Genomic DNA, 26,469 nt, shown 5'->3' on the forward strand with positions numbered 1-26,469 from the left:
CCAAGTTCCCAAAGAACTTAGCCCATTTTCAAGGATTTTTTTCTGACTTATCCGGAAAATACATAGTTAACAGTTAGATGAAATAGCCAAAGTTGATTTAAGAAAAAACAGACGAAATGATATAATGAACAAATTTCGCTAACAACTTTTAGCTACGTATTTACATAATGCACCCTCTCTTCTACTTTCCTATCGGTTGAATTTTCCTTCTCACATCCTTAGAAATTTCCAGAAACATATAGTTCAATTTACCGGAGTGGATGCCTTCTTTATTTTGCTTATACTTATTATTAGCATATTGCTTAGACTTATCAAATGTAAGACGCGACATTTGATTCTGTGATTTACCTACCATCGTTGAATCCAGCTTCTCATCCGGAAAGAAATCATCCAGATCCACATCTCCAATCATAGTGGTTTCAAGGAAGTTCATATTCTTACGACCGGCATCTGTATAATACCCCACAAACATATGTCCCGGAGTACGAACCAATATTGGCTCTATATTAATGGCACGAAGCAGGGAAGCAAACAGCACGCTACCATCCACACAGTTAATCTGCGAAGACTCCAATGCATCATCGAACGTGCGAACCCGCTGGGAAAAGACCACATTACTAGACAGACTGGTATTGGAAACAGAACTGTAACGGAAATTACGCTTTTGAAGCACGTTCCATAAAGCATAGACTTGCTTGTCCACCACTTCAGCATTGCCACCTTGATAGCCCAAGAAACGATTGACAATACGGGTATTCAGTGCTTCACGCAACAATTTGTCAATCATCGGATTCTCCTCATTAACGTATGCCGCAAAGAAAATTCCTGTATCATGAAACTTAGTCCCATTCGTAACATACCCCAACAGACATTCATTGATGCTGCGAACAGAAAAAGTACGAACCCGTTGCCCCAAATCCTTATCATTCATTTCTACCTTAACAGCCACACTAACCGGTTCCGCCTGGTTATTATTCTTCAGCGCTTCGTAATTCCAGATAATATCGGGATAGATCGTATATTCCGTCCGTGGTTTAGCCAACACAAACTCAGATACGGAACGGGAAAAGAACGGAGTTTCAGCAACTTCAATACGTACTCTGCTATACGCCTTCCCCGAACGAATCCGGATAGAAATGCAGGATTTAGAATTACCCACATATAAGGAATCAGCCGGAACAATGACTTGCGCATCCGTCGTCGCTACAGAAAGAATACTGGAAGGAAAGATGTTGCCTCCCAACTCATCCGTTATCTCAAACCCGGAACGGAACGGAGCCGTATTCAGCCAAAAGGAACCTGCCACAACAACCACCAATAAAGCTATCAGAGCGGGCAAACGCCATTTATATCGCCAAAAATTTATATTAGTCAACTCTTTCATACCAATGTTATTTATATTAAGACAAAGGTAAGTATAAAAACTGAAAAACTAGGATGTAAAAGTAATAGTTTACAGTTCTTCACCTTACCAAAACCGTGTCAAAGCCTTACCAACTCCGCGTCAGGTCCGTACCATCTCCGTACCTATACGCTTAGACCTGATACGAACCCGATACGGAGTTAATACGGACCTGATACGGAGTTGATACGGACCGGATACGGACCCAGTACGGAGTTGATACGGACCGGATTACCTTCAGCACACACTAAAATGTAACTGAATTGTAACACGTGTTTCACTTTCCCGTAACAAAAACACCGCACCTTTGTCGCTGAAAAGAAATAAAGTATAACTTTGTGGTAGGAGAATTTGTTTTGAATACCTCATATTAATTAGAAAAAGCAATGAACGATTATCGTATTTTAGTTGTAGACGATGAAGAGGACCTTTGCGAGATCCTGAAATTCAACCTTGAAAATGAAGGGTATGAAGTGGACACGGCCAACTCTGCCGAAGAGGCGTTGAAAATGGATATCGGTAGCTACAACCTGTTATTGCTGGACGTGATGATGGGAGAAATATCCGGTTTCAAAATGGCCAGCTTACTAAAGAAAGATAAGAAGACCGCTCAGGTACCTATTATATTCATCACCGCCAAGGACACGGAAAATGATACGGTAACCGGCTTCAATCTGGGAGCTGATGATTACATCTCCAAACCTTTCTCTCTGCGTGAAGTCATCGCACGCGTCAAAGCAGTATTGCGTCGCACCCAGCAAGGAGAACCGGAACGGGCACCGGAGCAAATCTGCTACAAGACGTTAGTCATTGATATTGTAAAAAAGAAAGTAAACATCGACGGGGAAGAAACCCCTCTTACCAAAAAAGAATTTGAGATATTACTTTTACTCCTCCAGAGCAAGGGACGCGTATTCTCCCGCGAAGATATACTGGCACGGATATGGAGCGACGAGGTCTATGTGTTGGACCGCACCATCGATGTGAATATCACCCGTTTGCGTAAAAAAATAGGTATTTATGGTAAATGCATCGTAACTCGCTTAGGATATGGATACTGCTTCGAAGCTGAATAATACCACACATTTCCTGTCGTTCAGCCGGAAGTTATTTCTTTCGGTCATTTCACTGTTTCTGGTATTTGCCGGATGCTTCCTGGCATATCAATACCAGCGTGAAAAAGAATATAAGATAGATCTGCTGGATATACAGCTACAGGACTATAATGAACGGTTGCACCAGGAGCTTGCCCACATTCCGGACAGCTTATGGAACACCACGCTGGAACGATACCTGGAAAAATACATCAAACAGGATTTACGCATTACGGTAGTTAATGTACAGGGTGACGTATTATATGACAGCTTCGAGAATCAGAAGTTAGGCAATCACATCAATCGCCCGGAAGTGCAAAAAGCGTTGGCAGAAGGAAAAGGATATGATGTACGCCGTACTTCCGAAACAACAGGAGTGCCCTACTTCTATTCTGCCACACTCTATGAAGGCTACATTATACGTTCCGCCCTCCCCTATGACCTGAACCTTGTAAGACACCTTGCAGCAGACCAGCACTACATCTGGTTTACCCTCATCGTATCATTACTATTAATTTTCATCTTCTACAAATTCACCTCTAAACTGGGGACAGCCATCAATCAGCTACGCGAGTTTGCCAAACGTGCCGATAAGAATGAGCCTGTGGAAACAGATATGCAATCCGCCTTCCCGCACAACGAACTGGGAGAGATTTCACAGCATATCATCCAGATATACAAGCGACTGCGAGAAACCAAAGAGGCGCTATACATTGAACGGGAGAAATTGATCACCCACTTACAAACCTCGCATGAAGGATTGGGCGTATTCAACAAGGACAAGAAAGAAATCCTGGTCAACAACCTGTTCACACAGTACAGCAACCTGATTTCGGACTCCAACCTGCAAACAACAGAGGAAATATTCTCCATCAGTGAGTTCCAGAAAATCACGGATTTCATCAATAAGACTCCCAAGCGTCCGGGCAAGGAAGAAAAGCGCATGTCTATCAGCATCAATAAGAATGGACGTATGTTTATTGTGGAATGTATCATATTCCAGGACTTAAGCTTCGAGATATCCATCAACGACATCACCCAGGAAGAAGAGCAGATCCGGCTGAAACGCCAGCTGACGCAGAACATCGCACATGAACTGAAGACCCCGGTCAGCAGCATACAGGGATATTTGGAAACCATCGTTAACAATGAAAACATTTCCCGGGAGAAAATGCAGGCATTCCTGGAGCGATGCTATGCCCAAAGCAACCGGTTGAGCCGACTGCTACGCGACATCTCCGTATTAACGCGTATGGACGAAGCCGCCAACATGATCGACATGGAGAAAGTAGACATCAGCCTGTTGGTAGGCAATATCGTAAACGAGGTATCCCTGGAACTGGAAGAAAAGCATATCACCGTAATCAACTCCCTAAAACCGAAGATACAACTACGGGGAAACTATTCCCTGCTATACTCCATTTTCCGCAACCTGATGGACAATGCCATTGCCTATGCAGGCACGGATATACGCATCAACATCAGCTGTTTCCGCGAGGACGAGAATTTCTACTATTTCAGTTTTGCCGATACCGGCGTAGGTGTCTCTCCCGAACATCTGAACCGCTTATTCGAACGCTTCTACCGGGTAGATAAAGGACGCTCACGCAAACTGGGCGGCACAGGATTGGGATTGGCTATCGTAAAGAACTCGGTAATCATCCATGGAGGTACCATTTCGGCCAAGAACAACCAGGGTGGCGGATTGGAATTCGTATTCACGCTGGCAAAGGAAAAGTAAGAAGTGGTTAGTGGTAAGTGATTAGTGATTAGCGGTTTGTGATTGCATAAAAAAATAATCACTTATCACTAACCACTAATCACTTTTTTCCTTATCTTTGCGATGCATTGGTTTACTGTCTTTGTTCGGAGACGGTAATTAAAAGGGAATCAGGTGCAAATCCTGAACAGTCCCGCTGCTGTAAGTTTCATGATAGGTTGCAGGCAAACTACCAATAGCCACTGGAAGTCCGCTTCCGGGAAGGCGCTTGGCAACAGAAACAAGTCAGAAGACCTGCCATGCACTGTTTTTATCACTGCTTTCGAGGAAAAAGCGTTGAGTCTAATGAAACGGGCAAATCGTCCCATCATTTCATTCATCCACTCTGCTTCAAAGAAAGTAAGGAACAATAAACTCTGCCAAGTTTATTTGAATGGTGTCCGGTCGAAGGGATTTCGCCCGGACATTTTATTCTGTAATTTTCCCAAAACAAATTTCATCATCCGCGTGTTATACATACAGTAAACAATTAATACGAAGAGTTATGGAAGCAGATTATGAACTGATTGACAATGAAGAACGTTGCCAATATGAGTTCCCTGAATAACGAGAAAGAAGATAAATAAAAGAAATGAGGTTACCCCTTCAAGATATGAATCCGGATAACCTCATTTGTATTATGAAAAAGAAAGTAATTAGGTACGTTCCAATTGAACTGTGAAATGACGCATCAGGGGAGCCTCCCAAGTAATACGGACTCCATTAGTAATGCTTTCACGGCGGTCGAAAACATTCTTCAGCGCTACTGCTATCACATTCATGTGATTATCCGTATATACGCGGCGGGGAATAGCCAGACGCAATAAATCCAGTCCGGTAAAACGGTTCTCACGGGTAACCGGATCACGGTCTGCCAGGATATAACCGATTTCACATCCTCTGATACCGGCTTCAAGATATAGCTCAACCGTTAGAGTCTGTGCCGGGAATTCATTCTTCGGTACATGCGTCAGTACCTTCGTTGCATCCACAAAGATGGCATGTCCGCCTGCCGGACGCTGATAAGGAATACCGTATTCATCCAACTTCTTTGCCAGATATTCTACCTGACGGATGCGGGTTTCCAGATTATCAAATTCCGTATTTTCATCCAATCCCGTGGCAAGTGCATTCATGTCACGACCATTCATACCACCGTAGGTAAGATACCCTTCATATTGCACGCAAAAGCCTTTGGCACCTTCATACCAATCTTTTTTTCGTGTAGCAATGAAACCTCCCATATTGACGATACCGTCCTTCTTGGCACTCATAGTCATACCATCCGCCAGGTCGAACATCTCTTTCGTAATCTCCTTGATCGTTTTACCGCTATAGCCTTCTTCACGCATTTTGATGAAGTAAGCATTTTCCGCGAAACGTGCGGAGTCAAATAACACAGGTTTATTATACTTATCCGCAAGAGCACGGACTTCACGAAGATTCTGCATGGATACGGGCTGTCCGCCGGCCGTGTTGTTCGTAATGGTAACGATGATAAACGGTATACGGTCACCGTGTTCCTGCAACGCTTTTTCCAGCTTCACAGGATCGACATTGCCTTTAAAAGGTATTTCCAACTGGGTATTCTTCGCTTCATCGATGGTGCAATCCAAAGCAATGGCCTTCCGACCCTCGATATGCCCCTTTGTGGTATCAAAGTGAGAGTTCCCCGGAACGATATCTCCATCATGTACCAGATAAGAGAAAAGCACATTCTCGGCGGCACGCCCCTGATGGGTGGGAATGACATATTCAAAACCTGTCAGACGAGTGATCACTTCTTTCAGGTTGAAGAAGGAAGAAGCACCTGCATAACTTTCATCGCCCAGCATCATCGCTGCCCATTGGCGATCGCTCATTGCTCCCGTACCGGAGTCGGTTATCAAATCGATATATACTTGCTCGGATTTCAGCTGGAACACATTGTAATGGGCTTCTTTCAGCCATTGTTCACGTTCCTGGCGGGTACTCTTCCGAATGGGTTCCACCATTTTAATTTTCCAAGACTCTGCAAAAGGTAATTCCATAGTGCTTGCTTATTATTTTGACATTTAGTTAACAAAAAGACCCGTAGAAGAATTTCTACGGGTCGAATATAAGCATTTATACAAGAATTAGCAAATACCTTACTATCTTTTTGTCAATAAATCATTCCTTTGACAAAAACTTCTTCTTCTCCTTCTTACTGTTGCAGTTTCATAATATCATGTTTTTAAGATTAATCAACTTGCCAAGTCAGCACAAAATCCGGATGCAACATATAGTGAATTTCAAATTTACGCTGTCCCGGCGTTCTGTACTCTTCAGCTAAGAAAGCTCCTTTTTCAGTAACCGTAAAAGGAAAAATACGCAGATGCTCCCGGAAATCAACCTCCGGCGTGTTCATACATTTAAACATCACTTCTTTAGCCGACCAATGGAGTAACAACGCCCAGGTATCCGTCCCCTGATATAAAGATAGAGGTTCATCAGTACGCATATATTTATGCGCCACCTTATGTACCCGTTCACCGTATTGTTCTATATCAATGCCCACTTCCTTACCGGCTTCACCGATAATCACCGATACATACCCGCGTGTATGAGAAATACTGATGGATGCAGATTTATCTGCCAGATACGGCTTCCCGCTGGGATAGTAAGCAACTTCCTTTTCCTCTCCCAACAGAGTGAATAGCAACACACGAACCGACAGCCATTCCAACCGGCGATGTTCAGCAGAGAAACGTTGCAACCCTTCCTGATATGTTTCTTGTTGCGGAAGCATACTCAGCAGTTCATCCAGTGCTTCATCCATCTTCCAGACTCCCCACTTATATGAAGGATACGTATGTTGTATGAAAAGAGACATATTATTTTATAAATCAATCTTTCTTATCGGAATCCGGCGGAGGAGTATTGATAGTGAACTTCACTTTAAGAATACGACGGTTATCCATCTCCAGGACTTCAAACTCATAGTGATCGTAAGTAACCTTTTCATGCAGGACCGGGAATTCACCTTTCAGCTCCAGCAATAATCCTGCAAGCGTATCGGAATCACCCGCCACCTCATCAAAGACTTCCTCATCCACCTTCGTAATCTTATAAAAGTCCGTCAACTGCGTTTTGGCTTCAAACACCCACGTATGATCGTTCAACACTGCATACGTACGTTCTTCGTCATCATATTCGTCATGAATCTCTCCGACTATCTCCTCGATGATATCCTCCATCGTCACAATTCCCGACGTACCGCCAAATTCATCAACCACAATGGCTATATGAATCTTATTGGCCTGAAAATCACGCAGCAAATCGTCAATCATCTTAGTTTCCGGAACAAAATAGGCAGGACGTATCAGCGATTGCCAACGGAAGTCCACCTTATTCAAATGGGGCAACAAGTCCTTGATATATAAGATACCTTTGATATTATCCCGGTTCTCGGAATAAATAGGGATACGGGAGTAAGCATTTTCGATAATACATTGCAATACATCCTTGAAAGGAGTACGAATATCCAGATCGACTACATCCAGACGGGAAGTCATCACCTCCTTCGCCGTTTCACCGCCAAAACGAATGATACCTTCCAGAATATTATTCTCTTCTTTCAGTTCCTCCTTATCCGTCAGTTCAAGGGCATGAGAAAGCTCGTCTACCGAGATGTTATGATTTTTGCGAGCAAAATGCTTATTCAGGAACGAAGTGGAACGTACCAGCATAGAAGCTACCGGATAAAAAAGGGAACGAAACATCCAAATACCCGGAGCGGAGAAACGGCAGAAAGCCAACGTTTTCTGGGCTGAATAAATCTTCGGCATGATTTCACCGAAAAGAAGCAGAAGGAAGGTCAGGATGACGGTCAGTATCAGAAATTCCGCAATAGGAGAATGAAACTCAAACACGCTCATGAAGAAGTAGTTACAGAGCATGATGATGGTCACATTCACAAAATTGTTTGTTATCAGAATGGTTGCCAGCAACCTTTCCGTATCCTCCAAGAGTTTACTAATTTTCTCGTCCGAGGGATGTTTCTTCTCGTCAATGGCATTCAGGTCGGACGGAGAAAGAGAGAAAAAGGCTATTTCTGAAGCTGAGGCAAAGCCGGATACGAGCAACAGCAAGCCTGCCAACACAATGGCGATGATTGCCGAAATAGTAGGGCTATGTACGGATATACCATTAAAAACATTTGCCAACTGGCATAAATAAGCGTCTGGGTCCAAAGATCTTGGTTTTAGTTAAACAATTAGAACGGTAAATCGTCCGTTGTATTATCTTGTGCAGGGGTTGCCTGCGATTGTGCCATAGGTTGTACAGGAGCGCCTTGTGACATACCCGGTTGCGGAGCGGCAGCACCCGGTGCAGCAGTTCCTCTGGGGCTCAGCATCTCCATATTATCAACAAATATTTCTGTAATATAGCGCTGAACGCCCTTCTGGTCATCATAAGAACGAGTGCGAATCTTGCCTTCTACATAAAGTTTATCACCCTTATGCACATATTTATCTACAATCTCCGCTAAACGATTCCGGAAAACAAGGTTATGCCACTCTGTACGATCAGGAACTTGTGTACCATTTTGCAAAGTATATCCTTTTTCAGAAGTAGCAAAAGAAAGTTGGGCAACACAATTTCCCCCATCATAATAGGTTACTTTAGGATCCTGCCCTGCATTTCCAATCAATATTACTTTATTTACTGACATAAGCCTTTTTTCTTTTTATTTGAATTTGCTGCCAAAATTAAACAGAATAATCACACAATGCAAGAGTTAGCGCAACTTTTATAGATATTTCTCCAGAAAGGCATGCACCAGACGAGAGACCGCATACTGCTCCAAATCCTTTATTTTCACCCGCTGGAAGGCAGAAAAAGAAGTGGAATTTTCCGGTAAAACAACTTCATAGAAATTGGCATAAATCACCCTGTGGGAGAGTACATGCTTCACATTTCCACTGATTAAACGCAGTCCCGAAACCTCCCCGTCTGCAAAAAGCGCACGTACCTGCGGCAATTCACGAAACTCTTCTTCCGTCACAGGCACTTCCGTTTCTATCAGCGGAAATTCGAAAAGATTTTTCCAGATATCATCCTCCGTCCGCTTATGTAAATAGGTACACGCGCCCACACGTACATATATATAGTTGAAATAACGATTGGTGGTTTTCGTTTTATGCTGCTTTACGGGCAACTTCGTTATCGTACCCTCCTTCAAGGCGGAGCAACTGTCCGCCAAAGGGCAAAACAGGCAATTCGGTGATTGCGGCGTACACTGTATGGCACCGAAATCCATTATCGCCTGATTGTAGACAGCCGGCTGCGATTTATCCATCATCTCATCTGCCAAAGCAGCAAACAATTTCTTGCCTTCCGTACTGTCCACTGGCGTATCGATGCCGAAATAGCGCGAAAGCACACGATAGACATTCCCGTCCACCACAGCATAAGGCATACCATAGGCGAATGAGCAGATAGCCGCAGCAGTATAGTCCCCTACCCCCTTCAACGCACGCACCCCTTCATAAGTAGCCGGAAAAACACCATTCATGCTTTTTGCCGCCGCATGCAGATTGCGTGCGCGGGAATAATACCCCAGTCCCTGCCAGCATTTCATCACCTCATCTTCCGGTGCCTCAGCCAAGGCTGTCACATTAGGAAAACGATGGATAAAACGCAAAAAATAATCATAACCCTGCGCTACCCGGGTCTGTTGCAGTATAATCTCTGAAATCCATATAATATAAGGGTCAGTGGTATCCCGCCAAGGCAATTCACGCTTGTTTTCGGCATACCAGGCTATCAATTTCTCACTAAATATATTCATCTCTATTACAGATAGTTATAAAAGTCTAAAAAGGGCAACATCTTTCGCCTCGGACGGATATCTTCTTCGCAATTCATGGCTATATCCCTAATATAAAAGCGTGTAGCCCTTCCTACAGCACAAAAATAGTTCTTTTTCCCCCTAACAAACCTTAATCAAAAGACTTTTTTAGAAAATTGTCCAGAATATATTTTTTAGAGAGCGTAAAAAGCTATATATTTGCAGTCCAAAAAATTAGGAAACTATAGTAATAATATTTTTTTTAAAGAAAAATGACTAAAGCTGATATTGTAAACGAAATTACAAAGAACACCGGGATTGACAAAGTAACAGTGCTTACTACGGTTGAAGCGTTCATGGACACAGTAAAAGCATCTTTATCGAAAGATGAAAATGTTTACCTCCGCGGGTTTGGTAGCTTCGTAGTGAAGAAAAGAGCACAGAAAACTGCTCGTAACATCTCAAAAAATACTACGATTATCATTCCGGAACATAATATTCCGGCATTTAAGCCTGCTAAAACATTCACCATCTCCGTGAAGAAATAATAAACAAGAGTATTAACCATTAAATTATTGAAGCTATGCCTAGCGGAAAGAAGAAAAAAAGACATAAAATGTCTACGCACAAGCGTAAAAAAAGACTAAGAAAGAACAGACATAAAAGCAAAAAGTAATTTTTAGTCTGGAGGACAGAAATAAAGAACAAACTTGTGAAGCTATTTGTCTCGCGGGTTTGTTCTTTGTTTAAGTAGTAATTTGTAGTCAACAAGGTTACTTATAACCTCATTGACTTTAGAACCTAAAAAAGCAAGAAAAATTGTGACAAGTGAACTCGTTGTAGACGTACAGCCCAAAGAAGTTTCCATCGCACTGCTCGAAGACAAGAGCCTGGTGGAACTGCAAAGTGAAGGAAGAAGCCTTTACTTCTCAGTGGGCAATATGTATTTAGGACGAATCAAGAAATTGATGCCCGGCCTGAATGCCTGCTTCGTGGACGTGGGTTACGAGAAAGATGCTTTTCTTCATTATCTGGACTTAGGTCCTCAATTTAACTCATTAGAGAAGTACGTAAAGCAAACTTTAAGCGACAAAAAGAAGTTACCTCAAATCACAAAAGCAACCATACTTCCCGACCTTGAAAAGGATGGCACCGTAGCCAACACACTCAAGGTAGGACAAGAAGTTGTGGTGCAGATTGTCAAGGAACCTATCTCTACCAAAGGTCCGCGCCTGACTTCCGAAATTTCATTTGCCGGAAGATATCTGGTGTTGATACCTTTCAACGACAAGGTTTCCGTATCACAAAAAATTAAATCGAGCGAAGAACGCGCCCGCCTCAAACAATTGCTGATGAGCATCAAGCCGAAGAATTTCGGAGTGATCGTCCGCACCGTTGCCGAAGGGAAACGCGTAGCCGAACTCGACGGAGAGCTTAAAGTTTTATTAAAGCATTGGGAAGATGCTGTCACCAAAATACAGAAAGCTACCAAATTCCCGACATTGATTTACGAAGAAACCAGCCGTGCCGTAGGCTTATTGCGCGACTTGTTCAATCCTTCTTTCGAGAACATCCACGTCAACGACGAAGCCGTGTTCCACGAAATCAAGGATTACGTAACTCTTATCGCCCCTGACCGGGCAGAAATCGTAAAACTGTATAAAGGGCAACTCCCCATTTACGACAATTTTGGTATCACCAAGCAGATCAAGTCTTCGTTTGGCAAAACGGTTTCATACAAGAGTGGTGCCTACCTGATTATTGAGCATACTGAGGCGCTTCACGTAGTAGACGTGAACAGCGGTAACCGCACCAAAAATGCCAACGGACAGGAGGGCAACGCACTCGAAGTGAACCTGGGAGCTGCCGACGAATTGGCTCGCCAGCTGCGACTGAGAGATATGGGTGGTATCATTGTGGTGGACTTCATTGATATGAACGAAGCCGAAAACAGACAAAAGCTTTACGAACGTATGTGTGCCAATATGCAGAAAGACAGGGCAAGACATAACATCCTACCGCTCAGCAAATTCGGACTGATGCAGATTACCCGCCAGCGTGTGCGCCCGGCAATGGATGTCAATACCACAGAAATCTGTCCCACCTGTTTCGGAAAAGGCACCATCAAGTCGTCCATCCTCTTTACGGACACTTTAGAGAGTAAAATTGATTACTTAGTCAACAAATTGAAGATTAAGAAATTCTCGTTACACATCCACCCGTATATTGCTGCTTACATCAACCAGGGACTCGTTTCCCTGAAACGGAAATGGCAGATGAAATACGGATTTGGTATCAAGATTATTCCAAGCCAGAAACTCGCGTTCCTGGAATATGTATTCTACGACCCGCAAGGGGAAGAGATTGACATGAAGGAAGAATTCGAAATTAAATAAGAAAGACGGCGAAGTAAATCAGAAACTTCGCCGTCTTTTTTGTTTTCCTCACCAACACTCCCCTGCACATGCAAGGTGATAAATCTCTTTGCTGTCCTGCTTTGTCAACTTCACATAATTCCCTACCAACTCTCCTTTATTGCGGTGCAGACTATCCGCCAGACGATCAATATCAGGATTTTCAATACCCAGTTCTTTAAATGTCACAGGCAGACCAAGAGAACTAAAGAAAACTTTCAACTTACCAATACCATCCAGAGCAACCGCTTTCTTATCTTCTGATTCAGGAACGCCCCATACCCGAACGGCATATTGAGCAATCTTTCCTACATTATGTTCTAGCATCCACGTCATCCAAGCGGGGAAGATAACAGATAACCCGGCACCATGGGTAACCCCATAAATAGCACTGATTTCATGCTCCAGGAAGTGCGAAGCCCAATCTTCTTCACAACCTACGCCACAGGTACCATTATGCGCAATCATGCCCGCCCACATCAGGTTGGCACGCGCACCGTAATCTTCTGGATTTCTCATTACCTTGGGAGCTTCATTGATGATAGCCATCAAAGTGCCTTCACAAAGGCGATCTCCAATTTCCACCTCCTGAGTGTTCGTAAAATAACGCTCCATGATATGAGCCATCATATCAGCCACACCGCAGGCTGTCTGAAAGGGCGGCAAAGTATAAGTAAGTTCCGGATTCATAATAGAGAATACCGGACGCAAAACCTCCGGTACACGCAAACTTAGCTTCTGCAAACCGTCCAGTTTCGTTATAACCGTATTACCGGAACCTTCACTTCCGGCAGCAGGAATAGTCAGCACAACAGCTACTTTCAGCGCTTTAGTCACTTTAGCCTTTCCGATATAGAAATCCCAGAAGTCACCTTCATAAAGCACACCTGCCGCTATAGCTTTGGCTGTATCAATGACAGAACCACCACCCACAGGCAACAACATATCAGCCTGTTCACGACGGCAGAATTCAATGCCTTCATACACCTTCGTATCCACCGGATTCGGTTGCACACCACCCATCAAACAATATTCAATCCCTGCTTCCTGCAAGGATTGCTTCACCCTATCCAGCAAGCCACTCCGTACAACAGAACCGCCGCCGTACACGATCATCACTTTCCGCGCACCATATTTCCGTGCCAGTGCACCGACTTGCATTTCCGTAGCCTTACCGAATACAAATTCGGTAGGACTGTAAAAAACGAAATTATTCATTAACGGATATATTTACTATAACGTTCGAAGAAGCGCTTGAATACTCCCCATTTCATCAATCCTTTTTCAAAGACAAAGATGCCCAAGAGAGCACAGAATATTCCCAATAATACATCAATCAGGTAATGATGTCCCGAATAAACGGCCGTACACCAGATACCCACCATGATAAACGCGAACAATGCTATCAGCCAGCCCTTGCAGCGATTCATAATAGCATAAGCCAACGCCACAACCATATATGCCGCATGCAGCGAAGGGACGGCTGCAAATACATTTGCATTACGCCCATAGATAGAGTCGAAAACCGTGCATCCCAGCAGTTCGTCAAAGCGTCCCAGCCCCGCCACATTTCCCGGAGTATCCAGCATTACCTCAAATCCATAGTTCATAGCGTACCAAGGGGGAGCGGCAGGATGAATATAATATCCGGCAAAACCAATAAGATTAACCAGCAGGAAGACCATAGCAAAACGGAGATACATCCGGCGATCTCCCTTCAGATAAAGCCACAAACCGAAAGCTATAGGCACAGGCACCCAGCAGAGATAGAACACTCCGGCAAAGAAATCAGCCATCGGCCAGTGATGTATGGCAAAGTATTCACAAGGAATCAGCGTATCTCCATTCAGGGATATACCGAAAAGGGATTTCTCCGCTTCATACAAACCCTGTACATCGATAGGATTTACCTGGTAATTGGGATACACCCGCATCCAGTCGTATGAAATTCCGAAGATAACAAAAGGCAGCAAAGCCACTGCCAGCTTACGGGTTGTCCTTCCTGCAAAGAACAAAACCAGAAACAATCCCGCCATTAGAAAATGCTCCGTGCGAAGTCCGATAAAAGTAGCCGTCAGCAACAGAAAAATCAGCATAATGACTACCAGCAATACCGTCTCCCTCACCGGAGGAAAATATCTTTTTATCATTTAGTCAAAAGTTTATAGCAATGTGCCAGACGGACAAAAGCCGTCAGGTTAGCCAATACGGCAATGATTGCCAGAGGAACAATCAGGATCAACATCGGATCGAAGAGTGTGCAATCGGAAAATATACCGCAAAACAAAGCTCCCAGACTGGTCAGCACCACTCGCTCAGGGCGCTGCATAATACCTACTTTACATTCCAGTCCCAACCCTTCGGCACGTGCGCGTACGTAACTTACCATCAGCGAACCGATCAAAGCAAGAAAAGTGATAATGGAACCCAGTAAATAGCCCTGCAAGATGAGATAATAGGATATACCGAACAAGGTAAACAGTTCACTATAACGGTCGAGCACCGAATCGTACAATGCCCCGAAGGTAGAAGACATATTGCCAAGACGCGCCACACGGCCATCCATCATGTCAAACAACCCGGCGAAAAGTATCAGTCCGCCTGTCCACCCCACTAAGGAAAGGTCTTCTTCCGAATCTGTAACTAACCCTGCATAAATAAATATACCGGCAGCCACAATGTTAAGTATCAACCCGGTAGTAGTAATAAAGTTAGGCGTAATGCCAATTTTAATCATGCCGCGCACAACGGGATTGATAATCTTGTATATCACCTGTTGCAGCCAATCTCTGTAATTCATGTTCATTCTATTTTTTTCTCTAAACGTTGTTTCAGAATTTTTTTTAAGTTGTGGTTCCGGTAGACGAAAACCCGTTGCAAATAATAGTTCCAGAAAAATGCAACCAGCAGAGCAACCGTTATTTTAGACAGGATAAACACATCATAGACGTAGTATCCCAGCAAGCCGTTCACCCATTTCATTCCTGCCAGCCATTCCGTCAAAGCAAAAGTACCCCATGTATTGATCAGGATGCTCCCACCCCAGACTATGAAATACTTCAACCCTACATGTATCTTCTTGCAGTCTTCCGCCTTAAATACCCATCCATAGTTGATTACACAATTGACAATACCGCCAACCACAGAACCTATAAATGTGGCATACAAATAATATATACCAAATAATTTCACCAAAAGAATAGTTATCAGAAAATCGATCACAGTAGCTATCTGTGCAGAAAGCTGCGCCTTCATAAAAAGCCACACTTCCCTGCGCCAACCAGCAAACCGACTCTGTTCTTCTACTCCATCAACCATCTCGCCACAATTAAAACAATGAAACCATACACTCCTGCCAATACGTCGTCCATCATCACTCCCACTCCGCCCGGAAGATTTTCCATCCGCCGGATGCCCAGCGGTTTCAGAATATCAAAGAAGCGGAACAAAACAAATGCTGCCAGTCCATACCAGATATGACCTGCCGGAGCTGCCAGGAGCGTGATCCACACACCTACCATCTCATCCACCACCACGCGCGACGGATCTTCACCCCAGTAGGGTTCCAGACGGTCGGTAGCCCAGATTCCGGCTACGGTGAACAAGGATATCAATGCGACAGTCGTCCACAACAGACAAGTTTCTGATATGAGTAAAGAAAGTCCGAACCAGATTAGCGCAGCAAGTAAAGCGCCCGCCGTGCCCGGAGCAAAGGGAGAAAAGCCTGAGCCGAAGCCCGTGCCTATCAGGACAGGGAAGAAGGAAGGTCTCTTCATAGAAAAAAGATATAAAAAATGATAAGATGATAAGACGGTAAAATGATATGATAGCTCAATACAATCTCACCATCCTATCATTTTACCATCCTATCATCTTATTTTATGATTAGTCCAGATAGCTCGGTGATTTTTCACCCACCATCGTACGGATTGTTTCTTTCACCATTCTCCATTGAGTGAACAGATCATGGATCGGTTCATGCTCAAAGTCGTGCATCGGGCTCTTGCAGAAGAATGACAACCAAGTCTGGATTCCAGACATACCTGCACGCAATGCCAGGTCACTGAAAATAACGAGGTCGAGTGCAATAGGAGCTGCAAGAATAGAGTCACGGCACAGGAAGTTTACTTTGATCTCCATCGGGTAACCCATCCATCCGAAGATGTCGATGTTATCCCATGCTTCCTTATTATCTTTACGGGGAGGATAGTAATTGATACGAACCTTGTGGTAAACATCACCATAGAGGTCGGGATATTTTGCCGGTTCGAAGATGTTATCGATAACAGACAACTTGCTGACTTCTTTTGTTTTGAAGTTTTCGGGTTGATCGAGCACTTCGCCGTCACGGTTACCCAGGATATTGGTAGAGAACCAACCGCTTACACCCAGCATACGAGTCTTGAACATCGGAGCGAGCACTGTTTTCATCAGTGTCTGTCCACTCTTGAAGTCCTTACCGGAGATGGGAACGTTCATCTTCTTAGAGAATTCCCACATGGCCGGAGTATCTACGCACAGGTTAGGAGCACCCATGATGAACGGAGCACCTTCTGCAATTGCAGCATAAGCGTAGCACATACTCGGAGAAATCACTTCCGTGTTATTAGCCTTCATTGCTTCTTCCAAAGCAGCAAGCGATTCGTGTTCTTTACACAACGGAACGTAGATTTCAGTACTTGCAGCCCACAGCACGGCAATACGCTCGCAGCTGTTGGCAGCCTTGAAGTTACGGATATCCTCACGCAATTGCTCTACCATTTCCCAACGGGTGGCAGCCTGTTTGATGTACGTACCATTCAGACGTTTTGCAAAGTTGTGGTCGAAGGCAGCAGGCATCGGTTTGATAGCTTGCAATTCCTCTTTTACCAAATTTAAGTCTTTTTCTTTCAGAACTTCCGCATACATCGCGGCTTCGTATGCATTATCAGGGAAGATATCCCATCCGCCGAAAACAATGTCGTTCAAATCTGCCAAAGGCACTACGTCCTTAATCAGCTTTTCGTCGTTGTTCTCCATGCGTATTGTGGCCATCTGTGTAATAGACCCAATAGGTTTTGCCAGTCCCTTACGAGCAGCCAATGTACCCGTTATCATGGTGGTTGAGACCGCGCCACCCACTCCGACTACCAGTACACCCAAACGACCAGTTGCCGGCTTAATGTTTTCTTTCATTGCCATTGTATCTTTTAAAGTTTAAAAATTGCTCAAATTTAGGCTATTTTGTTCAATTGAGACTCGTCATTTTATCCGATTTAATGTTCTATTAGTAAGATTTAAGTTAAAAGGTCATGTGCAGACTGATTCTAAGACCAGATTTATCAATTCCGGGCAGATTTCTGTAAGTTAATCGCCAGACATAATCGAAACGGGACGGTTATCGTCCCAGTAAGCTTCCGTGCGATGCGTTGCTTCGGCCGGCTCAATCACTTTTTTCGGCTTCTTAAAGGCCGAAAGGGCATCCGCAGATGGTTCATACGCATAATTCCTGTAATATACATCCCACTTGGCATAGATACTGTCCAAAGTAACGTACAAGTGTCCCGTAAAACCGAAGGACTCGGAATTGAAGGGTACGAACGTCAGGTCCAGTTTTACTGAATAAATGTTCTAAAAAACCACTTTTGCACGAAACACTTCCTATTGCAGGCTGTTGTATATGTCTTAAACGACGCGAAAAGCATCGAAAACCAATTAATAACCTAAACAACTTAATTATGGAATGGATAATAAACCAGCTCAGGGAGCGCCCCGAACTTGCCATATTCCTCACCCTGTTTCTGGGGTTCTGGCTTGGCAAGCTACGCATCGGGAAGTTCAGCTTGGGGACGGTCACAAGCGTATTGCTTGTAGGCGTATTGGTAGGACAGTTGAAGATCGACGTGCCAGGCCCCATCAAATCCGTGTTCTTTCTTCTCTTTCTGTTCGCCGTCGGGTATAAAGTAGGACCGCAGTTCTTCCGCGGACTGAAAAAAGACGGACTCCCCCAGGTAGGCTTTGCCGTACTGATGTGTGTATCGGTATTGGTGGTAACCTGGCTTCTCGCCCTCGTGATGGGCTACAATCCCGGTGAAGCCGCCGGATTACTGGCAGGTTCGCAGACCATCTCCGCCGTCATCGGAGTAGCCGAAGACACCATGGCAAACATGGGACTAGACGAAGCGCAACGTCAAAGTTATATCAACATCATCCCCGTATCTTATGCAGTGACTTACGTTTTCGGTACGGCAGGCTCAGCCTGGGTACTCTCCTCCCTCGGTCCCAAACTATTGGGCGGACTGGAGAAAGTAAAAGCTGCCTGCAAAGAACTGGAAGCCAAAATGGGTAGTTCCGAGGCAGACGAACCGGGCTTCATGCACGCCGCACGCCCCGTAACCTTCCGCGCCTACAAGATAGAAAACGAATGGTTCAAGCAAGGCCGTCGGGTGATAGACCTGGAAATGTACTTCCAGAAAGATGGAAAGCGCCTGTTCGTAGAGCGCCTGCGCAAGCAAGGAGTCGTTCGGGATGTATCCCCGAATACCACACTGAATATAGGAGACGAAGTCGTTCTCAGCGGACGCCGTGAATTCGTTATCGGCGAAGAAGACTGGATAGGCAATGAAATACAGGACGCACAGTTGCTTGATTTCCCAGCGGAGACGTTACCTGTCACGGTCACAAAGAAAACGTTCGCCGGAAAGACAGTGGCGAATATCCGCCGGCACAAATTCATGCATGGCGTCAGCATCCGCAGCATCAAGCGTGCGGGAATTGAAATACCCGTACTGGCACAGACCCAATTGGATGCCGGCGACGTCATCGAAGTAGTAGGCACCAAGCAGGAAGTGGAAAGTGCCGCTGTACAAATAGGATATGTAGATCGGCCTACCCACCAAACGGATATGATATTCGTTGGATTAGGTATTCTGATAGGTGGTTTGTTCGGTGCATTATCCATCCACATCGGTGGTGTTCCCATCAGCCTGAGTACAAGCGGAGGCGCATTGATAGCCGGATTATTCTTCGGTTGGCTGCGCAGCAAGCATCCTACGTTCGGACGTATCCCCGAAGCTTCTCTGTGGGTACTGAATAATGTAGGGTTGAATATGTTCATCGCCGTAGTAGGAATAGCCGCCGGACCGAGTTTCGTACAGGGTTTCCGGGATGTCGGACTCAGTTTGTTCATTGTGGGCGCCATAGCTACTACCCTGCCGCTTATCATCGGTTTGCTGCTGGGTAAGTACGTCTTCAAATTTCACCCCGCAATAGTGTTGGGATGCTGTGCCGGAGCACGTACAACGACAGCCGCACTGGGAGCAATACAAGATGCAGTGGAAAGCGAAACGCCTGCGCTGGGCTATACGGTAACGTATGCTGTGGGCAACACCTTATTGATAATATGGGGTGTCGTCATCGTACTACTGATTTAACCGGGAAGTATGTGCATACAACTAATATGCCGAAGATTAGTTCGTCGCACCAAAGAAATAATATGATAACAATTAAAACTTAACTATATGGATACCAAAAACTTTGAAAAGAAAATGGAAACGATCAGCCCATTCGAGCTGAAAAACCAATTGATCGATATGGCCGATGAAAGCCTGAAGAAAACTGCCCGCACGATGCTGAACGCCGGACGTGGTAATCCTAACTGGATAGCTACCACCCCTCGCGAAGCCTTCTTCCTCCTGGGACAGTTCGGACTGGAAGAATGTCGCCGCGTCATGAACCTCCCCGAAGGCATCGCCGGCATTCCTCAAAAAGAAGGCATTGCCTCCCGCTTCGAAGCCTTCCTCAAAAAGAACAACGCCGCCCACGGTGCCAAGCTCCTGGAGCAAACCTATAACTACCTGTTAATGCAACATGCCGCCGATCCCGACTCCCTGGTGCATGAATGGGCAGAAGCCGTCATCGGCGACCAGTACCCTGTGCCCGACCGCATCCTGCACTTCACCGAAATACTGGTGCAAGATTATCTGTCGCAAGAGATGTGTGATAACCGCCCTCCACGCGGCACATTCGACCTCTTTGCCACCGAAGGCGGAACCGCCGCCATGTGTTACCTCTTCGACTCCCTTCAGGAGAACTTCCTGCTGGATAAAGGTGACGGCATCGCCCTTATGGTGCCCGCTTTCACCCCCTACATTGAAATTCCGCAACTGAGCCGCTACCAGTTCAACATGATAGAACTGCATGCCGACCGCATGACGGACGACGGATTCCACCTCTGGCAATACAATGACAAAGACATCGACCGCCTGAAAGATCCCGCCATCAAAGCGCTCTTCGTGACCAACCCCAGCAATCCACCCAGTTACGCCCTCAGCCCGGAGACGATGGCACGTATTGCCGATATCGTGAAGAATGATAACCCCAACCTGATGGTTATCACGGATGATGTATACGGCACATTCAGCCCGCACTTCCGCTCATTCATGGCCGAACTGCCGCACAATACGCTTTGTGTCTATTCCTTCTCCAAATATTTCGGAGCTACCGGCTGGCGTGATGCCGTCATCGCCCTGCACGAAGACAACATCTACGACAAGCAAATCGCCCGCCTGCCGGAAGATAAACGCAATGCGCTGAACCGCCGCTACTCAAGCCTGACTCTGCATCCCGAAAAAATGAAGTTCATTGACCGCATGGTAGCCGACAGCCGACAGGTTGCACTGAACCATACCGCCGGCCTGTCATTACCCCAACAGATGCAAATGAGTTTATTCGCTTCCTTCGCCCTGCTGGATAAGGAAAACAAATACAAATTGAAGATGATGGAAATCATTGAAAAGCGTCTGCATGCCTTGTGGGATAACACAGGATTCACCTTAATAAAAGATCCGCTCCGCGTAGGATATTATACAGAGATCGACATGCTGGTATGGGCAAAGAAATTCTATGGAGATGATTTCGTAGAATACCTGAAACGTACCTACAGCCCGCTGAACATCGTATTCCGCCTGGCGAAAGAAACGTCTCTCGTCCTGCTAAACGGTGGTGGTTTCGATGGTCCGGAATGGAGCATACGCGCCTCGCTTGCCAACCTGAACGAAAAGGACTATGTGGTCATCGGCCAGGGCATCAAGCGGATTCTTGACGAATACGCCAGAAGCTACAAGCTACGAGCTACAAGTAACGAGTAGGCTGCGCTATAATGCCTCAAGGTACCCGTAGCTTGTAGCTCGTAACTTCTTCCCTATGGGAAGATTATGCGGAACCGTGTCAACCCATCACTGTACGTGCGTAAAGAGAACGTACAACCATGACGGGTAAGCACCTCGCGAATAAACACCAGACCGATTCCCTGCCCGTTCGGTTTGGTGGAAAAGAAGGGACTGAAGAGCTTTGCTTCAGTCTCTTTTGTTATACCGGGGCCATTATCTACCACTTCAATCGTGGTAGGAGCAATTGTACGGACTACAACCCTACCCTGCTGGATCGTTCCTTCGGGCGCATGTTCGATACTTTCCGCAGCATTCTTGATAATATTCACCAATACCTGTTCCAACAGTGCCGCATCAAAGCGTACCGGTTCCAGCTTCGGATCACATTCCAGCCAGAGAAGAATATTCCGGTCGTTGCACATACCCTCCATAAAGCGTTTACACATGGAGGCCAATTCATTCAATTTACCCGTAACCAAAGTGGGCTCAGGAATTTTCACGACATCGGCAAAACGGGTGATAAAGCGGCTCATGGAGAAGCAACGTTCGGTACAAACGCGCATTACATCGCAGATATCCTCCATATCCTCTTCGGTGGAAAGAGCTTGTTCCACAGTATCGAGCGTAGACGTAATACCCGCCGTTGTATTATTCACCTCGTGCGCAATCATACGAATCACCTTCTCATACGCTTTCTTTTCAGCACGCATCACTTCGTCCGTCATCTTCTCTATCAGATAGAAAGGATGATGAAAACCTCTGTCGATAAAGGAGGAATGGGTACACTTATAGATATTCGAGTCATTCAGACGCACCACTGCCGTCTGATCTTTTGAGATATTCGCCAGTTCTTCAGCTAAAGGAGAGTCTATATTCTCTATTTTCTTTCCCATAATCTCTTCCAGACGTACTCCCATCATCTTCAATCCCATCGGATTAAGCTGGGATATTTCACCGTTCAGTGTGGTAATGACAACTCCCATCGGCGAAGCCTGGATTAGCAAGTCCAGAAAATGGTTTTGCTCGCGCAGACGCAAACGTTCGTTCTTCAATTGCTCCATCATACGGTTGAACACATTTACAATGCGGTCCGCCTCGTATTGCCCTACTTTGCTGAGCCTGCTGCTGAAATCCTGTTCGCGCAGCAATTCCATACCGCTGCCGATAATATTCATCGGTTTCACAATCTTACGGTAGAAGACAACCAGAAACACCAGGATACACACAATGATCCCCTCTACAATGTAAAGATGCAATATCTGCATCCCCTTCGCCAAATAGAGAAGAGCACCACCTAACCCCAGGAGGAAGAGGACAAGTATGGAGAAATAGAACTTTATTCTCACTTTTCCGTAACCGTTATATTAAACTTTTCCAGCCGGCGATAGAGTGCGGCACGACTGATGCCGAGCGTCATAGCTACCTGACTGAGATTTCCCTTATGGCGATCGAGCGCCTGCAAAATAGTCTGACGCTCTATTTCATCCAGCGTCATGCCTGCCAGAGACGATGAGTCCGAGGCCTTCACCGGTTCATCATGACGCAGATATTGTGCATCGAAATCCGAAGCATCCAGTGTCGGCTTCCCGCTGACGAGGATCGTACGCTCCACAAGGTTCTTCAATTCACGGATATTTCCCGGATAAGGCAAACGGGAAAGGAAGTTCAGGGCATCTGCCGAGAATTCCGTGCGGGGCAGTCCGTTAAGCTCAGCCTGGCGGTCGGCAAAGTGGCGTGCCAGCAAAGGAATATCTTCACGGCGTTCGCGAAGGGCAGGCAGCTTAACGGTTATCAGATTGATACGATAGAACAAATCTTCGCGGAATGTACGTTCCGACACCATCTTGCGGAGGTCGGCATTGGTAGCGGATACCACACGGATATCCGTCTTGCGGGGACGGCTGTCACCCAGCACTTCAAACGTCTGATCCTGCAATACACGAAGCAGTTTCACCTGGCAGGAAGGATCGAGGTCACCAATTTCATCCAGGAAGATAGTACCCTTGTTGGCAAGTTCAAAGCGTCCTACACGATCCGTTGTCGCATCCGTAAAAGCCCCTTTCTTATGACCGAACATTTCGCTTTCAAAAAGGCTCTGCGAGATACCGCCCAAGTTGACCTTTACAAACGGCTGTTTCACCCGCTGGCTGTTGATGTGGATGGCTTCGGCAATCAATTCCTTACCTGTTCCACTCTCACCGGTAATCAGCACCGAGGCATTGGTACGCGCAATGCGTGCCACCGTATTCAACACTTCCATCAATCCCTGGGATTTTCCGATGATATGGCTGCGGTTCAGCATCTCGCCCTGTTCTTCCGGTGCATCTTTCGGGACGGCAGTCAGTTCAAGGGCTGTCTCGATACGTTGCAGCAAAGCGGCATTGTTCCACGGCTTTGTGATAAAGTCGAACGCGCCTGCCTGCATACCCTGCACGGCAAGCTGTATACTACCCCAAGCCGTCATCAGGATAACGGGTACATCGGGACGGAATATTTTCACTTGCTTCAGCAGAGTCAATCCCTCTTCTCCCGTTGTGGAAAGGGTGAAGTTCATGTCCATCAAAATGAGGGCAGGTGCCTCGGCACGCACCACATCCATTGCTTCGCGCGGTCCGGGAACAGTTTGCGCTTCATATCCTGCACGTTTCAGCATAAAACTGAGGGAAGAACGTACGGCACTATCATCGTCGATTATCAGTATCATAAGATTTCGTTGTTTTATGGTTTGCAAAAATAACCATTTTCACCACAGAGGACACAGAGGTCACAGAGTTTTTTTCAATATATTTTCTTTACCTCTGTGTTCTCTGTGTCCTCCGTGGTGAAATTATCCCCTCACAATTTCTTCAAAGTCCGCCTCCAGTTCACAATTCCGTTCAAAATCCCAAAGCGTCAGACTGCGGATCTGATAGAAATAGTACCAATAGTAATAAAGCTCGGAAATATGTTTCTGCCTTGCTTCATCTTTTGATTTCTGCGCGTCGTTCAGGTCCAGCGTACTGATTTGTCCGATCATAAAGGTTTCCACACTGGTTTTATATCGTTTCTCGGCAATGCCGTCAGCTTCCTGTGCAATACCCAACTGTTGTGCCTGATTATTGAAGTTCGCTACGAGCAGGAAGATATCCTGATTGAAGTCCATCTGTTCCTGCCGGATTCTGGAAAGCACCACTTCACGGTTACTCTTTGCCACACGCACTTTTCCGCGGCGTTTTCCCCAGTCCAAGATGGGTACCTTCACACCTACCTGCACAATCTGGTTATCGAGCAGATCTTTGTAAGCGGAAGTGAAATCATGATTCTGCCCCGTATACCCCACGCTGGCAAACAAGTCGATGCTACGCAGATTTCCGCGAGCCGTAGCCACTTCATAATCCGCTTCCAACTGGCGGCGACGGATGTTCTGTGCAAACGAGTTCCGATCCAGAGCCTTGCTCAATACAAGATTATACTCCATCTTCATATCCGGCGCGGAATTCGGCAACATCGGATTCAGGCTCTCGTCTTCCGACAAGCCGAGAAAGGAACGCAACTGGAACATTTTCGCATTCAGGTTACTCTCCGCTTCCGTCACGTCCGCCTTGCCTTGCAAAGCATTTAATTTCAACTGCAACAGGTCATTTTCTGAAATCTGCCCCATCTTGCGCTTTGCCATCGCCACTTCATAGAGGCGGTCGGCATTCACCTTATTCTGGTGGGCAGTTTTCAAATTCTCTTTTGCCAGCAGCAGATTGAAAAAATAAGTGATTGTCTTCATCGTCACCTGCTCCGTAGCAGTGATAAAGGCAGCTTTTGCTTCCGCGTATCTCACCGGTTCGATACGGCGGTTCCATTTCAGGTTGTTCACTCCGAAGATAGGCTGCGTCAATTCCAGGCTGACGGGGACGGACATAAACCGTTTATCTCCTCCGGAACCTAATTGCTTGATATATTCAAGAGAAGAGGCCAGTGACAGTCTACCACCCGTAAACCATAAGTTCTGGTCTATGGAGAGCGTTCCGGAAAGTCCCAGCGTATTGTTACGCACGAATGAGTAGGAACCATCCGAGTTTTGATATCTGCTGTAAGATTTATTATAGTTGGGCAAAGTGCCGTTCAGATTCACTTCCGGTAACAGGTCGGCACGGAAAGTACGATATTCCCAGTATGAAGTCTTCAATTCATTCAGCGCTACGGCGGCATCCACTGACTGGGTACGTGCCAAAGCTATCGCTTCATTTAAAGAGATGAGACGTTCACGTTCGTTTGTCAATGTATCGTTCTGTGCAAAAGCGGCGAACGGAAATAGCATCCAAGCTGCGAGTAAAATATTCCTTTTCATGTTTATCAAAAAATAGTTGTAAGCAGAAAAGCAAAGAGCGTGCCAAAGCGCCAGGATGCTTCCGGACAGGGGCGGGTGTTCATTATCGGACAGTAAACATGTTCAGAAATGGACATCTTCTTTCTACAAAACAGGCTCCAGTATCTGAGAATCTTTATATCGCCATCTTATTTGTCGCTAAGTATGTCGCCTTAATTAGTTTATGTTATTCTCGTTTTATAAATTACTTATTAAAAAGGGCTTTCATGAATATAATAATATAAAATCATTTAGAGGAAGTACTTAAATTGAAGATTTTTACGCCTTTGCCCGTAAAAGATGTTCCGCTTGTGCGGCAATCTGAATTTTTATCTTTACTTTTGACGAGATTTTAAAGAAAGATAGAAGATATGAACGGACAAACGGCAGCTAAGAGAAACACACGGCTCTCCCTCGTCAAGGCGGTGGAGAACAGGGCTGCGCACGCTCCCATTATTTTCTGTTTCCCCTCAAAAAAGTACGCTGAATGTTTGGAA

General features: G+C 45.5%; 21 protein-coding genes, 1 pseudogene and 1 riboswitch. Of the genes and pseudogenes, 6 read left to right on the top strand and 16 right to left on the bottom strand.

Going from position 1 to position 26,469, the window contains the following annotated elements:
- Positions 1 to 181 precede the first annotated feature (181 nt).
- The gene (locus tag BN161_RS07220) at positions 182 to 1,384 is read right to left on the bottom strand and encodes a hypothetical protein (RefSeq protein WP_044264371.1); all 1,203 of its coding nucleotides are present in this window, start codon (positions 1,382 to 1,384) and stop codon (positions 182 to 184) included.
- Between the two features lie 404 nt (positions 1,385 to 1,788).
- Here BN161_RS07220 and BN161_RS07225 point away from each other — a divergent pair, with 404 nt between their 5' ends.
- Both BN161_RS07225 and BN161_RS07230 read left to right on the top strand, forming a co-directional pair.
- Positions 1,789 to 2,478, top strand: coding sequence for a response regulator transcription factor (locus BN161_RS07225; RefSeq protein ID WP_044264373.1), 690 nt, complete (start codon positions 1,789 to 1,791; stop codon positions 2,476 to 2,478).
- Positions 2,453 to 4,237 carry a sensor histidine kinase gene (locus BN161_RS07230; RefSeq protein ID WP_044264375.1) on the top strand — a complete coding sequence of 595 codons (1,785 nt, stop codon included), beginning with the start codon at positions 2,453 to 2,455 and terminating at the stop codon, positions 4,235 to 4,237. The genes BN161_RS07225 and BN161_RS07230 overlap by 26 nt, the downstream gene beginning before the upstream one ends.
- 90 nt (positions 4,238 to 4,327) lie before the next feature.
- Positions 4,328 to 4,532, top strand: a riboswitch (cobalamin riboswitch).
- A gap of 379 nt (positions 4,533 to 4,911) precedes the next feature.
- Here the strand turns inward: BN161_RS07230 and BN161_RS07240 are convergent.
- The 5 genes from BN161_RS07240 to mutY all read right to left on the bottom strand — a co-directional run bounded on the left by BN161_RS07240 (position 4,912) and on the right by mutY (position 10,070).
- Positions 4,912 to 6,285 (bottom strand): tryptophanase, encoded by a 1,374-nt coding sequence (locus BN161_RS07240; protein WP_044264378.1) that lies wholly within the window; start codon positions 6,283 to 6,285, stop codon positions 4,912 to 4,914.
- A 191-nt stretch (positions 6,286 to 6,476) separates the two neighbouring features.
- Entirely contained in the window at positions 6,477 to 7,109 is a 633-nt protein-coding gene (locus tag BN161_RS07245; protein ID WP_044264380.1) for a 4'-phosphopantetheinyl transferase family protein, read from the bottom strand.
- Positions 7,110 to 7,122: 13 nt separating this feature from the next.
- The gene (locus BN161_RS07250) at positions 7,123 to 8,469 is read right to left on the bottom strand and encodes a gliding motility-associated protein GldE (RefSeq protein ID WP_044264381.1); all 1,347 of its coding nucleotides are present in this window, start codon (positions 8,467 to 8,469) and stop codon (positions 7,123 to 7,125) included.
- A gap of 23 nt (positions 8,470 to 8,492) precedes the next feature.
- Positions 8,493 to 8,951, bottom strand: coding sequence for a single-stranded DNA-binding protein (locus BN161_RS07255; RefSeq protein ID WP_044264384.1), 459 nt, complete (start codon positions 8,949 to 8,951; stop codon positions 8,493 to 8,495).
- 78 nt (positions 8,952 to 9,029) lie between these two features.
- Positions 9,030 to 10,070 carry an A/G-specific adenine glycosylase gene (gene mutY, locus BN161_RS07260; RefSeq protein WP_044264386.1) on the bottom strand — a complete coding sequence of 347 codons (1,041 nt, stop codon included), beginning with the start codon at positions 10,068 to 10,070 and terminating at the stop codon, positions 9,030 to 9,032.
- 272 nt (positions 10,071 to 10,342) lie between these two features.
- Here mutY and BN161_RS07265 point away from each other — a divergent pair, with 272 nt between their 5' ends.
- Positions 10,343 to 10,618, top strand: coding sequence for an HU family DNA-binding protein (locus tag BN161_RS07265; protein WP_007214495.1), 276 nt, complete (start codon positions 10,343 to 10,345; stop codon positions 10,616 to 10,618).
- A 273-nt stretch (positions 10,619 to 10,891) separates the two neighbouring features.
- Positions 10,892 to 12,466 carry an Rne/Rng family ribonuclease gene (locus BN161_RS07270; protein WP_044264388.1) on the top strand — a complete coding sequence of 525 codons (1,575 nt, stop codon included), beginning with the start codon at positions 10,892 to 10,894 and terminating at the stop codon, positions 12,464 to 12,466.
- Positions 12,467 to 12,514: 48 nt separating this feature from the next.
- Here the strand turns inward: BN161_RS07270 and BN161_RS07275 are convergent, their stop codons facing one another.
- The 7 genes and pseudogenes from BN161_RS07275 to BN161_RS07305 all read right to left on the bottom strand — a co-directional run.
- Positions 12,515 to 13,702: an iron-containing alcohol dehydrogenase gene (locus tag BN161_RS07275; RefSeq protein ID WP_044264391.1), complete on the bottom strand. Its 1,188-nt coding sequence runs from the start codon at positions 13,700 to 13,702 to the stop codon at positions 12,515 to 12,517.
- Positions 13,702 to 14,634 carry a phosphatase PAP2 family protein gene (locus tag BN161_RS07280; RefSeq protein ID WP_044264393.1) on the bottom strand — a complete coding sequence of 311 codons (933 nt, stop codon included), beginning with the start codon at positions 14,632 to 14,634 and terminating at the stop codon, positions 13,702 to 13,704. The genes BN161_RS07275 and BN161_RS07280 overlap by 1 nt, the downstream gene beginning before the upstream one ends.
- The gene (locus BN161_RS07285; protein ID WP_044264412.1) at positions 14,631 to 15,284 is read right to left on the bottom strand and encodes a CDP-alcohol phosphatidyltransferase family protein; all 654 of its coding nucleotides are present in this window, start codon (positions 15,282 to 15,284) and stop codon (positions 14,631 to 14,633) included. The genes BN161_RS07280 and BN161_RS07285 overlap by 4 nt, the downstream gene beginning before the upstream one ends.
- Before the next feature lie 2 nt (positions 15,285 to 15,286).
- Positions 15,287 to 15,802 (bottom strand): GtrA family protein, encoded by a 516-nt coding sequence (locus BN161_RS07290; protein WP_044264395.1) that lies wholly within the window; start codon positions 15,800 to 15,802, stop codon positions 15,287 to 15,289.
- On the bottom strand, positions 15,787 to 16,260 hold the full coding sequence (locus BN161_RS07295) for a phosphatidylglycerophosphatase A family protein (protein WP_044264396.1): 474 nt from the start codon (positions 16,258 to 16,260) through the stop codon (positions 15,787 to 15,789). The genes BN161_RS07290 and BN161_RS07295 overlap by 16 nt, the downstream gene beginning before the upstream one ends.
- 109 nt (positions 16,261 to 16,369) lie before the next feature.
- Positions 16,370 to 17,659 (bottom strand): inositol-3-phosphate synthase, encoded by a 1,290-nt coding sequence (locus BN161_RS07300; protein WP_044264416.1) that lies wholly within the window; start codon positions 17,657 to 17,659, stop codon positions 16,370 to 16,372.
- A 186-nt stretch (positions 17,660 to 17,845) separates the two neighbouring features.
- Positions 17,846 to 18,076: pseudogene (locus tag BN161_RS07305) on the bottom strand (hypothetical protein); the annotation flags it as partial.
- 125 nt (positions 18,077 to 18,201) lie between these two features.
- On the opposite strand from BN161_RS07305, the gene aspT reads away from it, so the two are divergent.
- Positions 18,202 to 19,896 carry an aspartate-alanine antiporter gene (gene aspT, locus BN161_RS07310; protein ID WP_044264400.1) on the top strand — a complete coding sequence of 565 codons (1,695 nt, stop codon included), beginning with the start codon at positions 18,202 to 18,204 and terminating at the stop codon, positions 19,894 to 19,896.
- Between the two features lie 87 nt (positions 19,897 to 19,983).
- Positions 19,984 to 21,612, top strand: a complete 1,629-nt coding sequence (aspD, locus tag BN161_RS07315; protein WP_044264401.1) for an aspartate 4-decarboxylase — start codon at positions 19,984 to 19,986, stop codon at positions 21,610 to 21,612.
- A 53-nt stretch (positions 21,613 to 21,665) separates the two neighbouring features.
- Here aspD and BN161_RS07320 read toward each other — a convergent pair whose 3' ends face one another.
- From BN161_RS07320 to BN161_RS07330, 3 genes are all read right to left on the bottom strand, one after another.
- A complete protein-coding gene (locus BN161_RS07320; RefSeq protein ID WP_044264404.1) occupies positions 21,666 to 22,979 on the bottom strand; it encodes a sensor histidine kinase in 1,314 nt (437 codons plus the stop codon).
- A complete protein-coding gene (locus BN161_RS07325; RefSeq protein WP_044264408.1) occupies positions 22,976 to 24,337 on the bottom strand; it encodes a sigma-54-dependent transcriptional regulator in 1,362 nt (453 codons plus the stop codon). Before BN161_RS07325 ends, BN161_RS07320 begins: the two co-directional genes overlap by 4 nt.
- Before the next feature lie 123 nt (positions 24,338 to 24,460).
- Positions 24,461 to 25,954 carry a TolC family protein gene (locus BN161_RS07330; RefSeq protein ID WP_044264410.1) on the bottom strand — a complete coding sequence of 498 codons (1,494 nt, stop codon included), beginning with the start codon at positions 25,952 to 25,954 and terminating at the stop codon, positions 24,461 to 24,463.
- Positions 25,955 to 26,469 lie beyond the last annotated feature (515 nt).

Origin of the sequence: Bacteroides timonensis, from assembly GCF_000513195.1 — a bacterium.
Taxonomy (GTDB): domain Bacteria; phylum Bacteroidota; class Bacteroidia; order Bacteroidales; family Bacteroidaceae; genus Bacteroides; species Bacteroides timonensis.

What these genes read in the sequence shown, in the direction of transcription:
- BN161_RS07220 (WP_044264371.1), bottom strand. Translation starts at nt 1,384, where the DNA reads ATGAAAGAGTTGACTAATATAAATTTTTGGCGATATAAATGGCGTTTG.
- mutY (WP_044264386.1), bottom strand. Translation starts at nt 10,070, where the DNA reads ATGAATATATTTAGTGAGAAATTGATAGCCTGGTATGCCGAAAACAAG.
- BN161_RS07245 (WP_044264380.1), bottom strand. Translation starts at nt 7,109, where the DNA reads ATGTCTCTTTTCATACAACATACGTATCCTTCATATAAGTGGGGAGTC.
- BN161_RS07325 (WP_044264408.1), bottom strand. Translation starts at nt 24,337, where the DNA reads ATGATACTGATAATCGACGATGATAGTGCCGTACGTTCTTCCCTCAGT.
- BN161_RS07295 (WP_044264396.1), bottom strand. Translation starts at nt 16,260, where the DNA reads ATGAAGAGACCTTCCTTCTTCCCTGTCCTGATAGGCACGGGCTTCGGC.
- BN161_RS07265 (WP_007214495.1), top strand. Translation starts at nt 10,343, where the DNA reads ATGACTAAAGCTGATATTGTAAACGAAATTACAAAGAACACCGGGATT.
- BN161_RS07255 (WP_044264384.1), bottom strand. Translation starts at nt 8,951, where the DNA reads ATGTCAGTAAATAAAGTAATATTGATTGGAAATGCAGGGCAGGATCCT.
- BN161_RS07280 (WP_044264393.1), bottom strand. Translation starts at nt 14,634, where the DNA reads ATGATAAAAAGATATTTTCCTCCGGTGAGGGAGACGGTATTGCTGGTA.
- BN161_RS07230 (WP_044264375.1), top strand. Translation starts at nt 2,453, where the DNA reads ATGGATACTGCTTCGAAGCTGAATAATACCACACATTTCCTGTCGTTC.
- aspD (WP_044264401.1), top strand. Translation starts at nt 19,984, where the DNA reads ATGGATACCAAAAACTTTGAAAAGAAAATGGAAACGATCAGCCCATTC.
- BN161_RS07330 (WP_044264410.1), bottom strand. Translation starts at nt 25,954, where the DNA reads ATGAAAAGGAATATTTTACTCGCAGCTTGGATGCTATTTCCGTTCGCC.
- aspT (WP_044264400.1), top strand. Translation starts at nt 18,202, where the DNA reads ATGGAATGGATAATAAACCAGCTCAGGGAGCGCCCCGAACTTGCCATA.
- BN161_RS07275 (WP_044264391.1), bottom strand. Translation starts at nt 13,702, where the DNA reads ATGAATAATTTCGTTTTTTACAGTCCTACCGAATTTGTATTCGGTAAG.
- BN161_RS07290 (WP_044264395.1), bottom strand. Translation starts at nt 15,802, where the DNA reads ATGGTTGATGGAGTAGAAGAACAGAGTCGGTTTGCTGGTTGGCGCAGG.
- BN161_RS07225 (WP_044264373.1), top strand. Translation starts at nt 1,789, where the DNA reads ATGAACGATTATCGTATTTTAGTTGTAGACGATGAAGAGGACCTTTGC.
- BN161_RS07240 (WP_044264378.1), bottom strand. Translation starts at nt 6,285, where the DNA reads ATGGAATTACCTTTTGCAGAGTCTTGGAAAATTAAAATGGTGGAACCC.
- BN161_RS07300 (WP_044264416.1), bottom strand. Translation starts at nt 17,659, where the DNA reads ATGAAAGAAAACATTAAGCCGGCAACTGGTCGTTTGGGTGTACTGGTA.
- BN161_RS07285 (WP_044264412.1), bottom strand. Translation starts at nt 15,284, where the DNA reads ATGAATTACAGAGATTGGCTGCAACAGGTGATATACAAGATTATCAAT.